An 11,558-nucleotide genomic window follows, 5' to 3' on the forward strand; every position below is an offset into this window, starting at 1 on the left:
CGCCGCGCCGCCGCCGAGGCGCTCGGCATCCGGCCGCGCGCCCGCTTCCGCGCCCGCGTCGCGCTCGGCTCCGACCCGGTGCTGCAGCTCACCGGGGTGATCCCGGCGGCGCGGCGTGCGCTCGAGATGGCCGGGCTGTCGATCCGCGACATGGACTGGATCGAGGTCAACGAGGCCTTCGCCAGCGTGGCGCTGTGCTTCGTGCGCGAGTTCGCGCCCGACCTGGATCGCCTCAACCCCTGGGGTGGGGCGATCGCCCACGGCCACCCGCTGGGCGGCAGCGGCGCCGGCCTGCTGGCCAAGATGCTCGCCGGCCTCGAATGCCGCGACGGCCGCTTCGGCCTGCAGGTCATGTGCATCGGCCACGGCATGGCCACCGCCACCGTCATCGAACGAATCTGAGACACAAGGAGCACACGCAATGAAGATCGCAAACTCGGTATTCCTGGTGACCGGCGGCGCCTCCGGGCTGGGCGCGGCCACCGCGCGCATGGTGGTCGAAGGCGGCGGCAGGGTGGTGCTCGCCGACCTCAACGAAGAGGCCGGCAAGGCGTTGGCGGCCGAACTCGGCGCGGCGGCCCGTTTCGTGCGCACCGACGTCACCGACGAGGCCTCGACGCAGGCGGCGGTCGAGGCCGCGGTGCAGGGCTGCGGGGGCCTGCACGGACTGGTGTGCTGCGCGGGCGTGGCGCCGGGCGAGAAGGTGGTGGGCAAGGACGGCCCGCATGGTCTCGACCGCTTCGTTCGCGGCGTGATGATCAACCTTGTCGGCACCTTCAACCCGATCCGCCTCGCCGCCGCCGCGATGAGCAAGGCCGCGCCCAACGAGGAGGGCGAGCGTGGCGTGATCGTCACCACCGCCTCGGTCGCCGCCTTCGACGGCCAGATCGGCCAGGCGACGTATGCGGCGTCCAAGGCCGGCGTGGTCGGCATGACGCTGCCGATCGCGCGCGAGCTGGCACGCTACGGCATCCGCGTGATGAGCATCGCCCCCGGCATCTTCGAGACCCCGATGCTGCGCGGGCTGCCGCAGGCGGTGCAGGATTCGCTCGGCGAGATGGTGCCTTTCCCCTCGCGCCTCGGCCGCTCCAGCGAATATGCGCAGCTGGTGCGTTCGATCTGCGAGAACCCGATGTTGAACGGCGAGGTCATCCGTCTCGATGGCGCGATCCGCATGGCAGCCAAGTGAGGAGCCCGGCATGAACCCCGTACACACGACCATGATTCCCGCCGACGTCCGTCGTGCCGGGCGCAACCTGATCGGCGACGCCTTCGCGCGCTCGGTGCGCCGCAACCCCGAGCGCGAGGCGCTGCGCTTCGAGGGGCGCAGCTGGCGCTACGCCCAGCTCGACCGTGCCGCCAACCGCGTCGCCAACCGCCTGCTCGGCCTCGGCCTGGCGGTCGGCGATCGCGTCGCCGCCTATGGGCGCAATTCCGACGCCTACGTGCTGCTGTGGCTGGGCTGCGTGAAGGCGGGGCTGATCCACGTCCCGATCAACTACGCGCTGCTCGACGCCGAGCTGCGCTACATCGTCGAGCAGTCGGGCGCGCGTGCGTTGTTCTGCGACGCCGACATGGCGACCCACGTCGAGGCCCTCGGCAGCGACCTGCCCTGCGAATGGCGCGGCACGCTGCACGGCGGACACGAGCGCGACGTCCTCGAGTGGGCGCAGGCCGGCGGCACGGACACGGCCCCGGCGATCGCGCTCGACGAGGAGGCCATCGCGCAGCTGCTGTACACCTCGGGCACCACCGCCGCGCCCAAGGGCGCGATGATGAGCCATCGCGCGCTGCTCGCCGAATACACCAGCACGCTGCTCGCCACCGACATCCGCGCCGAGGACTGCGCGCTCGCCGCGCTGCCGCTGTACCACTCGGCGCAGATGCACGTCTTCCTGATGCCGCAGCTGCTGGTGGGCGCGACCACCCTGCTGATCCAGGCGCCGCAGCCCGAGCGCTGCTTCGAGCTGATCGAGCGCGAGCGCGTGACGTCCTTCTTCGCCCCGCCCACGGTGTGGATCGCCTTCCTGCGTCATCCGGCCTTCGCGCCGGCGCGGCTGGCCTCGCTGCAGAAGGGCTACTACGGCGCCTCGATCATGCCGGTGCCGGTGCTGCAGGAGCTGGCCGCACGCCTGCCGGCGCTGCAGCTCTACAACTGCTATGGCCAGAGCGAGATCGCCCCGCTCGCCACCGTGCTGCGTCCGGAGGAACACGCCGAGCGCCCCGCGTCCGCCGGGCGGCCGATCTTCAACGTCGAAACCCGCATCGTCGACAGCGACCTCAACGACGTGCCTGCGGGCGAGATGGGCGAGATCGTGCACCGCTCGCCGCAGCTCATGAGCGGCTACTGGGACAAGCCGGAGGAGACCGCGGCCAGCTTCCGCGACGGCTGGTTCCGCTCGGGGGACGTCGGCTACCTCGACGAGGCCGGCTACCTCTACATCACCGACCGCATCAAGGACATCATCAAGACCGGCGGCGTGGTGGTGGCGAGCCGCGAGGTGGAGGAGTGCCTGTACACCCACCCCGCGGTGGCCGAGGTCGCGGTGATCGGCCTGCCCGACGAGCGCTGGATCGAGGCGGTGACGGCGGTGGTGGCGCTCAAGCAGGGCGCGCAGGCCACGGCCGCAGAGCTGATCGCCCACGTGCATGCCCGGCTGGCGGCCTTCAAGGTGCCCAAGCGGGTGTTCTTCGTAGAGGACATGCCGCGCAACGCCTCCGGCAAGCTGCTCAAGCGCGAGCTGCGCGTGCGCTACGCGGAAACCTGAGCGCCCCGGGTGGCGGTACCCGTGCCGACTCGCCTCAGTCTGCCCGGGTGCCCGGCCTGATCTCGATCGTCGGCCGGGGGGCTTGCGCGTCCGCTTGCGGGATGCCGAGCACGGCGTGCAGCTGCCCGTCGTCGCCGATCAGGTCGGCGAGCGTGAGGCGGTCGAGGGCGGCAAAGAAGGCCTGCAGGGCGCCGGCCAGTGCGCCCTTGAGCCGGCAGGCCGGATCCAGCAGGCAGTGCGATCCCGATCCGAAGCACTCGACCAGCTCGAAGCTGGGCTCCATCCCGCGGACCACGTCGCCGAGACCGATCTGCGTCGCCGCACGCGCCAGCCGGAGTCCGCCGCCCTTGCCGCGCGCGCCGTCGACAAAACCCTTCGCCACCAGCCCGGTGACCACCTTCATCAGGTGGCTGCGCGAGATGTCGAAGCGTTCCGCCACTTCCTTGATGGTCACGCGTCGCTCGGTGCAGGTGCCGAGGTACATGAGCAGGCGAAGCGCGTAATCGGTGTGCTGGGTGATGTTCATCGCGAAGGTGCGCCGGGCGTATGGCGGGCTGCATGGTAGCAGCAATAGATTCATTTCTGTTGACTCTTTTAAAGATGCATTTAATATGTATCTTAAAGGCCTCGACCGAAGGAGCTGCCATGAAACGCCACCCCCATCTCGTCCGGCTGTCGCGCGAACACCATGCCGCGCTGCGGCTCGGCAGGCATCTGCTCGCCGGCGGCGCGGCGGCCGAGCTGCGCGCGGAACACGTCGCGCTCGTCACCCACTTTGCCGAGGAAGAGCGCGAGCTGGCCCCCTTGCTCGAAACGGGCGGTCACGGCGCACTCGCCGCGCGCCTGCGCGCCGAGCATGCCCACCTGAGGTCCCTGTTCGCCACCGCAGCGGACGGCGTGCGCGAGGCCGCGGCCGGGCAGGCGCTGATCGACCATGTGCGCTTCGAGGAGCGCGAACTGTTTCCGGCGATCGAAACCCTGTTCGAGGAAGTGCTGCCATGACCCATGTCGTCACCGAAGCCTGCATCCGCTGCAAATACACGGATTGCGTGAGCATGTGCCCGGTCGACGCCTTTCGCGAGGGGCCGAACTTCCTCGTGATCGACCCCGAGGAGTGCATCGACTGCACCCTGTGCGTCGCCGAGTGTCCGGTCGATGCGATCGTGCCGGAAGATGAGTTGAGCGACGAGCAGCGCGAATACCTCGCCCTCAACGCGGCGCTGGCGAAGGACTGGCCGCGTATCGTCGAGGCGCATGCGCCGCTGCCCGATGCCGATGCATGGGTGAAGGTGGCCGACAAGCGCGCGTGGCTCGACACGGCGCGGGCGGGCGACCCCGACGCGAAGGCATGAAACGGCGCCCGGGCGGGCGCCTGCACGCAATCCTCATGAACCGGGAAGAGGGTGGCAGCGGATACAGCGAGAAGGCGAGGACAGCGCACGCGAGATGCGCATCGATGCGGAGGAGATCGTGCATCCGCCGCAATCATGTGGACGATGGCTATGCCGAGATACGGCACGCGATCGCGAGCGGCAGCGAGGGCACGACCGTCCTCGACCTGCGCCGCGAGGACGGCGAGCGGCGCTGGGTGGAGCTCTTCCTCGCGCCGGTGCGCAACGAGGCCGACGCCGTCACGCATTACGTGGGGGGCCTCAACGACGTCACCCGGCGCAAGGACGCCGAGGAGCGCCTCAACCACCTCGCCAGCCACGATCCGCTGACCGGGCTGCCCAACCGGATGCTGTTCCATGACCGTCTCCGCCATGCGATCGCCCGCCGCAACCACGGTGCGCTGGCGGTGCTCTTCCTCGACCTCGACCGCTTCAAGCAGGTCAACGACGGCTACGGCCACGACGTCGGCGACGCCTTGCTGCGCGAAGTCGCGGCACGCCTGTCGTCCTGCCTGCGGGCCGAGGACACCGTGGCCCGCTTCGGTGGAGACGAGTTCGTCGTCCTCATCGAGGACCTGCCCGGGACGGCGTTCGCGGCGAAGATCGCCGCCCGCCTCGCCGAGCCGGTGCTCATCGGCGGGCGCACGCTTCCGGTGTCTGCCAGCGTGGGCATCGCCCTCCATCCGCGCGACGGCCGCGACCCGCAGACCCTGCTCAAGAATGCCGACACGGCGATGTACCGTGCCAAGGAGTCGGGCCGGGGCGGGTTCTGCTTCTACGCCGGGGAGATGAACGCGCAGGCACATCGGCGCCTCGACCTCGAGAACGGCCTGCGTCGCGCCCTCGCCGAGGGGCGGCTGGAGGTGCATTGCCAGTCCCAGGTGTCGCCCGGGGACGGACGCCTGTGCGGGGTGGAGGCGCTGGTGCGCTGGCGCCATCCGCGCGAGGGGACGATCGGGCCCGACGAGTTCATCCCGATCGCGGAGGAGACCGGCCTGATCGTTCCGCTCGGCGAGCATGTGCTGCGCACGGCCTGCCTGCGAGGGCGACCGGCCGCTCTTGCCCGCACTGCGCGGATCCGGTCGCCGCTGCGCCCGGCGTCTGAGCGGCGCCCGTCGCGCACGCCGGATGCCGGCGCGGCGCGTACTCAGCGACCGACGGCCTTGTCCAGCATCCTGCCGAGGCCGCGCATCACCGTCAGGTTTGCCCGCTCCATCGCCTGCAGTTCGGCGAGCGCCTCCTCCAGTCGGCCCTGTGCGTGCAGTTCCACGGCGCGCCGCGCATGCACGTGCACCGCGCGATGCGGGTCTTCGAGTTCCCCGTAGCCCGGCAGCCCGGCGAAGTGCTCGCGTCCCTCGCCGTCGTAGTACCACTGGCCGAGGCGGCAGTGCCGCTCGTCGGGCAGGTCTGCGGGGCGCAGCGTCGATACGCCGAGGAAGACCTTGTACACCTCGAGCTTGAGCGCGAGTTCGTCGATGTTGGCGAGCTCGACGTTGGCGAGCAGGGCGGAAGAGGTCACCGCCCGTTCCATGCGGCGCGACAGCTCGAGCAGGTGCTTCATGCTGGAGACGGCCTGCGTGCTGTCCGCGGCGTGGCGTCCGGCGTCGGCGGCGCCGAACTCCATGACCTCCCGCGCGGCGCGCGTCTCGTCCTGGATGTTCTCGACCAGGGTGGCGATCTCGGTGGTGGCCTTCGCGGTGCGCTCGGCAAGCTTGCGCACCTCGTCCGCCACCACCGCGAAACCCCGTCCCGCGTCGCCGGCGCGCGCAGCCTCGATCGCCGCGTTGAGGGCGAGCAGGTTGGTCTGGTCGGCGATCTCCTTGATCAGGCGGACGATGCCGCCGATCTCCTCGGCCCGACGGCTCAGGATGCCGACGTTCCCCGACGCCTCGCCCATGCGCTCGAAGGTGGCGTGGAGATTGCCGGCGATCCGCTCGAACGCGGCGCGGCTGGTGTCGGACTGCGCCGCCGCTTCGAGCGCCGATGCCTTTTCCTGGTTGAGGGTGCCGGCGAGGCCCAGGAAGGATTCGCGCACGCCGCCGAGCGAGTCGCCAAAGCTGCCCAGGCTGGCGAACACGCCGCCCAGCACGGTGCGCTCGCGGCGCAAGGCGTCTGTCTGCGCGCGCAGCTCGGACTGCTCCGCCTCGAGGTCGCGGATACGTTCCTGCAGGGCGGCGTTGGCCTGCTCGAGCAGCAGGTTCTCGGCTTCGCTGGCGCGCAGCCTGTCTCTCGGTCCGGAGAAGAACATCGGGGGCTCTGGTAGGATATTTAAAGTGGAGTATCAGATGAATCTTTTGGCCGGTCAAGCCGCGCATTGCGTCCGCGCCCACGTCGATTTGCGGTGGGTCCGGCCGGCATCGTAGTCTGCGCGTCGCGGGACGACGGCGGGGATGCCCGCCCGCCCGCAGGAGCAAATCGAATGGAATTCGCGAAGATCTTCATCACGCTGGCGGCCCTGATCAACCCCTTCGGCGCCATCCCGGCCTTCATCGGCCTGACCCAGGGGCAATCGTCCCTCGAACGCCGCCGCACCGCGCGTACCGCCGCACTGGCGACCGTCCTCGTCATCACCGTGACCGCGCTCGCCGGCCAGTACATCCTGGCGGGTTTCGGCATCACCGTGCCCTCGCTGCAGGTCGGTGGCGGCGTGCTGCTGTTCATCGTCGCGATCTCGATGTTCAACGCCCAGCCCGCGCCGAGCCGCACCACCCCCGAGGAAACCGACGAGGCCGCCGAGCGCGCCAACATCGCCGTGGTGCCGCTGACGATCCCGCTGCTGACCGGGCCGGGCACGGTCAGCACGGTGATCATCTACGCCGACCAGGGTACGCGAACGGTGCTGATGCTGCTCGGCGCCGGCCTCGTGATGGGCGTCGTGGTGTGGTTCGCCTTCAACCTGGCCGGTCCGATCAGCCGCCTGGCCGGGCGCACCGGACTCAACATCATGACCCGGCTGATGGGCCTGGTGCTGGCGGCGCTCGCGGTGGAGTTCATCGCAGCGGGCATCCGTGCCTATGTGAACGCCTGAGGGCGCCCCTACAGCGGCGTGGCGCGCGCTTCCTCGACCAGCCATTCGCGGAAGTTCGTCAGCGCCGGCCGTTCCGCCTTGCCCTCGGGCACGATCAGGTAGTACGCCCGCGTGCTCGGGAAGCTGCGCAGGCAGGGGCTGATCAGGCTGCCGGCGGCGAGCTCCTGCTGGATCAGGAAGGGCGGGATCAGCGCCACGCCCATGCGCTCGATCGCCGCCTGCGCGAGCATCGAGAACAGCTCCAGGCGCATGCCGCCCATGTCGTTCGCGGGGCGCACGCCGGCCGAGGCGAACCACTGCCGCCAGGCGTAGGGGCGGGTGGTCTGCTGCAGCAGCGGCAGCTCGGCGACCTCGTCCGGGCTCATCTGCTCGCGCACGCCGGGCAGGGCCGGGCTGCATACCGGCACCGGATATTCCCGCATCAGGAAGTGCGCCTCGGTGCCCGGCCAGCCGGTGTCGCCGAAGTAGATCGCGGCGTCGAACTCGGTCTGGTCGAAGAGGAACGGCCGCGTCTGGGTGTGCATGTTCACCACCACGTCCGGGTTCCGCGCCTGGAAGCCGGCCAGGCGGGGCAGCAGCCAGCGCGTGGCGAAGGTCGGCACGACGGCCAGCTCGAGCACGCTGCCGGCGCCGTGGTGTGCCATGACCGCGAGCGTGTCGTGCTCGATCGCATCCAGCCGCGGGGCGATCTGGCGGCTGTAGCTCAGTCCTGCCTCGGTGAGCTGCACGCCGCGCCGGGTGCGGCGGAACAGCGGCACGCCGAGGAAGTCCTCGAGCGCGCCGATCTGCCGGCAGATCGCGCTCTGCGTGAGCGCGAGCTCCTCGGCGGCGCGGGTGAAGCTCTCGTGGCGCGCGGCGGCCTCGAAGGCGAGCAGCGCGGCGGTGCTGGGGATCTTCTTGCGCATGGCGGTCGAGATTTTCTTTCGGAGTTCCGGAAAGGCACAGATTACTGCAGAAATATCGCTTGAGCTGCGCTTCCGGAGTTCATAGGATGCGAATCACACACAGGCAGCCGCCTGCACGACCGATCGCACGAGGAGACACGACATGGCTTCGAACAAGGCTAGCTTCAACTGGGAAGACCCGCTGCTGCTCGACCTGCAGCTGACCGAGACCGAGCGCATGGTGCGCGACACGGCGCGCGCCTACAGCCAGGACAAGCTGCTGCCGCGCGTGCAGGAGGCCTTCCGCCACGAGAAGACCGATGCCGCGATCTTCCGCGAGATGGGCGAACTCGGTCTGCTCGGCGCCACCATCCCCGAGCAGTACGGCGGCTCCGGCCTCAACTACGTGTGCTACGGCCTGATCGCCCGCGAGGTCGAGCGTGTCGACTCCGGCTACCGTTCGATGATGAGCGTGCAGAGCTCGCTGGTGATGGTGCCGATCAACGAATTCGGTACCGAGGCGCAGAAGCAGAAGTACCTGCCCAAGCTCGCCACCGGCGAATGGATCGGCTGCTTCGGCCTCACCGAGCCGAACCACGGCTCCGACCCGGGCTCCATGATCACCCGTGCGCGCAAGGTCGATGGCGGCTTCAGCCTCTCCGGCAGCAAGATGTGGATCACCAACAGCCCGATCGCCGACGTGTTCGTGGTGTGGGCCAAGGACGACGAAGGCCAGATCCGCGGCTTCATCCTCGAGAAGGGCTGGAAGGGCCTCTCCGCGCCCGCCATCCACGGCAAGGTCGGCCTGCGTGCCTCGATCACCGGCGAGATCGTCATGGACGAGGTCTTCGTGCCGGAAGAGAACGCCTTCCCGACCGTGCGCGGGCTCAAGGGCCCCTTCACCTGCCTCAACTCGGCGCGCTTCGGCATCGCCTGGGGTGCGCTCGGCGCCGCCGAGGCCTGCTACGAGACCGCCCGCCAGTACACGATGGACCGTAACCAGTTCGGCCGTCCGCTCGCCGCCAACCAGCTCATCCAGAAGAAGCTCGCCGACATGCTGACCGAGATCACCCTCGGCCTGCAGGCGGTGCTGCGCGTGGGCCGCATGAAGGACGAGGGCATCGCCCCGGTCGAGATCACCTCGATCATCAAGCGCAACTCCTGCGGCAAGGCGCTCGACATCGCCCGCATGGCGCGCGACATGCTCGGCGGCAACGGCATCTCGGACGAGTACCCGGTGGCCCGCCACCTGGTGAACCTCGAGGTGGTCAACACCTACGAGGGCACCCACGACGTGCATGCGCTGATCCTCGGCCGCGCCATCACCGGCCTCGCCGCGTTCAGCAACTGAGTCCCCGGAGACCCCCGATGCCCGGCGCCCTGTCGCACATCCGCGTCCTCGACCTGTCTCGCATTCTGGCCGGCCCCTGGGCCGGGCAGATGCTCGCCGATCTCGGCGCGGACGTGATCAAGGTCGAGCGTCCGGGTGCCGGCGACGACACCCGCGGCTGGGGGCCGCCCTGGCTCAAGGACGAGCAGGGCGCCGACACCGACGTGGCGGCGTATTACCTGTGCGCCAACCGCAACAAGCGCTCGATCACCATCGACATCACCCAGGCCGAGGGCCAGGCGCTGGTGCGCCGGCTCGCCGCCGAGTCCGACGTGGTGCTGGAGAACTTCAAGGTCGGCGGCCTGGCGCAGTACGGCCTCGACTATGACAGCCTGAAGGCGGTCAATCCGCGCCTGGTGTACTGTTCGATCACCGGCTTCGGCCAGGACGGGCCGTATGCGCCGCGCGCCGGCTACGACTTCCTGATCCAGGGCCTGGGCGGGCTGATGAGCATCACCGGCCGGCCCGACGGCGAGGAGGGCGGTGGCCCGATGAAGGTGGGCGTGGCGCTCACCGACATCCTCACCGGCCTGTACGCCACCAACGCCGTGCTCGCCGCGCTGGCCTGGCGCGAGCGCAGCGGCGAAGGCCAGTACATCGACATGGCACTGCTCGACGTGCAGGTGGCCTGCCTCGCCAACCAGGCGGGCAACTACCTCGCCACCGGGCAGAGCCCGAAGCGGCTGGGCAATGCGCACCCCAACATCGTGCCCTACCAGGATTTTCCGACCGCCGACGGCTACATGATCCTCGCCATCGGCAACGACGGGCAGTTCGCGCGCTTCTGCGCGGCCGCCGGTGCGCCGCAGCTCGCGACCGACGAACGCTTCGCCACCAACCGCGCGCGCGTGGTCAATCGCGCCACGCTGATCCCGCTGCTGAAGAAGCTCACCGTCGAGCGCGGCACCGCGGAGTGGATCACGAAGCTCGAGGCGCTCGCCGTGCCCTGCGGTCCGATCAACACCCTGGCCGACGTCTTCGCCGACCCGCAGGTGCAGGCGCGCGAGATGAAGGTGACGATGCCGCATCCGGTCGCCGGCCAGGTGCCGCTCGTCGCCAGCCCGATGAAGCTCTCGGCCACGCCGGTGGACTACCGCCTGCCGCCGCCGATGCTCGGCGAGCACACCGACGGGATCCTCGCCGCAACGCTCGGTCTCGATGCCGGGGCAATCGCCCGCCTGCGTGCGGACGGCGTGGTCTGAGCCGGAACAAGAACACAGAAGACGAACACAAGGGAACAGCATGAAGATCCTCGTACCCGTAAAGCGCGTGGTGGATTACAACGTCAAGGTTCGCGTCAAGGCCGACGGCAGCGGCGTGGACCTGGCCAACGTCAAGATGAGCATGAACCCCTTCGACGAGATCTCGGTCGAGGAGGCGGTGCGGCTGAAGGAAGCGGGCGTGGCCACCGAGGTGGTGGCGGTGTCCTGCGGCGTGGGCGCCTGCCAGGAGACCCTGCGCGCGGCGATGGCGATCGGTGCCGACCGCGGCATCCTGGTCGAGACCGATGTCGAGCTGCAGCCGCTGGCGGTGGCCAAGCTCCTGAAGGCGGTGTGCGACAAGGAGCAGCCGCAGCTGGTGATCTGCGGCAAGCAGGCGATCGACGACGACGCCAACCAGACCGGCCAGATGCTGGCGGCGCTGGCGGGCTGGCCGCAGGCGACCTTCGCGTCCAAGGTGACGCTGGCCGACGGGAAAGCCGCGGTGACGCGCGAGATCGACGGCGGCCTCGAGACCCTGTCGGTGAAGCTGCCGGCGGTGATGACCACCGACCTGCGCCTGAACGAGCCGCGCTACGCGACGCTGCCCAACATCATGAAGGCCAAGAAGAAGCCGCTCGACACCGTGAAGCCGGCCGACCTGGGCGTGGATGTCGCGCCGCGTCTGGCCACGCTGAAGGTCGCCGAGCCGCCCAAGCGCAGCGCCGGCGAGCGCGTGGCCGACGTGGCCCAGCTGATCGACAAACTCAAGAACGTTGCGAAGGTGATCTGAACATGGCCATTCTCGTCATTGCCGAACACGACAATCAATCGATCAAGGCGGCCACGCTCAACACCGTGAGCGCGGCCGCGAAGCTGGGCGGCGACGTCCATGTGC

The 11,558-nt window shown here is 69.6% G+C and carries 11 protein-coding genes and 3 pseudogenes; 11 read left to right on the plus strand and 3 right to left on the minus strand.

All coding sequences use genetic code 11. The features are described 5' to 3' along the window. From C665_RS15090 to C665_RS15100, 3 genes and pseudogenes are all read left to right on the plus strand, one after another. Positions 1-402 (plus strand): annotated as a pseudogene (locus C665_RS15090) (steroid 3-ketoacyl-CoA thiolase); the annotation flags it as partial. Between the two features lie 19 nt (positions 403-421). Continuing rightward, entirely contained in the window at positions 422-1,189 is a 768-nt protein-coding gene (locus tag C665_RS15095; protein ID WP_004321104.1) for an SDR family NAD(P)-dependent oxidoreductase, read from the plus strand. A gap of 10 nt (positions 1,190-1,199) precedes the next feature. Next, complete coding sequence (locus tag C665_RS15100) at positions 1,200-2,768, plus strand: acyl-CoA synthetase (protein ID WP_004321106.1); 1,569 nt, start codon at positions 1,200-1,202, stop codon at positions 2,766-2,768. Between the two features lie 34 nt (positions 2,769-2,802). Here the strand turns inward: C665_RS15100 and C665_RS15105 are convergent, their stop codons facing one another. Continuing rightward, the gene (locus C665_RS15105; protein WP_004321108.1) at positions 2,803-3,294 is read right to left on the minus strand and encodes an RrF2 family transcriptional regulator; all 492 of its coding nucleotides are present in this window, start codon (positions 3,292-3,294) and stop codon (positions 2,803-2,805) included. A gap of 119 nt (positions 3,295-3,413) precedes the next feature. Between C665_RS15105 and C665_RS15110 the strand changes: the two genes are divergently transcribed. From C665_RS15110 to C665_RS20345, 3 genes and pseudogenes are all read left to right on the plus strand, one after another. Further along, on the plus strand, positions 3,414-3,770 hold the full coding sequence (locus C665_RS15110; RefSeq protein ID WP_004321110.1) for a hemerythrin domain-containing protein: 357 nt from the start codon (positions 3,414-3,416) through the stop codon (positions 3,768-3,770). Further along, positions 3,767-4,120, plus strand: a complete 354-nt coding sequence (gene fdxA / locus C665_RS15115) for a ferredoxin FdxA (protein WP_004321111.1) — start codon at positions 3,767-3,769, stop codon at positions 4,118-4,120. The genes C665_RS15110 and fdxA overlap by 4 nt, the downstream gene beginning before the upstream one ends. Before the next feature lie 104 nt (positions 4,121-4,224). Then, a pseudogene (locus C665_RS20345) lies at positions 4,225-5,190 on the plus strand (putative bifunctional diguanylate cyclase/phosphodiesterase); the annotation flags it as partial. 116 nt (positions 5,191-5,306) lie between these two features. Here C665_RS20345 and C665_RS15120 read toward each other — a convergent pair. After that, positions 5,307-6,407: a methyl-accepting chemotaxis protein gene (locus C665_RS15120; protein WP_004321113.1), complete on the minus strand. Its 1,101-nt coding sequence runs from the start codon at positions 6,405-6,407 to the stop codon at positions 5,307-5,309. Positions 6,408-6,578: 171 nt separating this feature from the next. On the opposite strand from C665_RS15120, the gene C665_RS15125 reads away from it, so the two are divergent. Continuing rightward, positions 6,579-7,187, plus strand: a complete 609-nt coding sequence (locus tag C665_RS15125; RefSeq protein ID WP_004321114.1) for a MarC family protein — start codon at positions 6,579-6,581, stop codon at positions 7,185-7,187. Positions 7,188-7,195: 8 nt separating this feature from the next. Here the strand turns inward: C665_RS15125 and C665_RS15130 are convergent, their stop codons facing one another. Beyond that, positions 7,196-8,092, minus strand: coding sequence for a LysR family transcriptional regulator (locus C665_RS15130; protein WP_004321119.1), 897 nt, complete (start codon positions 8,090-8,092; stop codon positions 7,196-7,198). A gap of 142 nt (positions 8,093-8,234) precedes the next feature. Between C665_RS15130 and C665_RS15135 the strand changes: the two genes are divergently transcribed. From C665_RS15135 to C665_RS21165, 4 genes and pseudogenes are all read left to right on the plus strand, one after another. Further along, positions 8,235-9,422, plus strand: coding sequence for an acyl-CoA dehydrogenase (locus tag C665_RS15135; protein WP_004321123.1), 1,188 nt, complete (start codon positions 8,235-8,237; stop codon positions 9,420-9,422). A 17-nt stretch (positions 9,423-9,439) separates the two neighbouring features. Continuing rightward, positions 9,440-10,663, plus strand: a complete 1,224-nt coding sequence (locus tag C665_RS15140; RefSeq protein ID WP_004321125.1) for a CaiB/BaiF CoA transferase family protein — start codon at positions 9,440-9,442, stop codon at positions 10,661-10,663. Positions 10,664-10,703: 40 nt separating this feature from the next. After that, positions 10,704-11,453 carry an electron transfer flavoprotein subunit beta/FixA family protein gene (locus C665_RS15145; RefSeq protein ID WP_004308180.1) on the plus strand — a complete coding sequence of 250 codons (750 nt, stop codon included), beginning with the start codon at positions 10,704-10,706 and terminating at the stop codon, positions 11,451-11,453. 2 nt (positions 11,454-11,455) lie between these two features. Next, positions 11,456-11,558: pseudogene (locus tag C665_RS21165) on the plus strand (electron transfer flavoprotein subunit alpha/FixB family protein); the annotation flags it as partial.

This window comes from Thauera aminoaromatica S2, from assembly GCF_000310185.1.
Lineage (GTDB): Bacteria > Pseudomonadota > Gammaproteobacteria > Burkholderiales > Rhodocyclaceae > Thauera > Thauera aminoaromatica.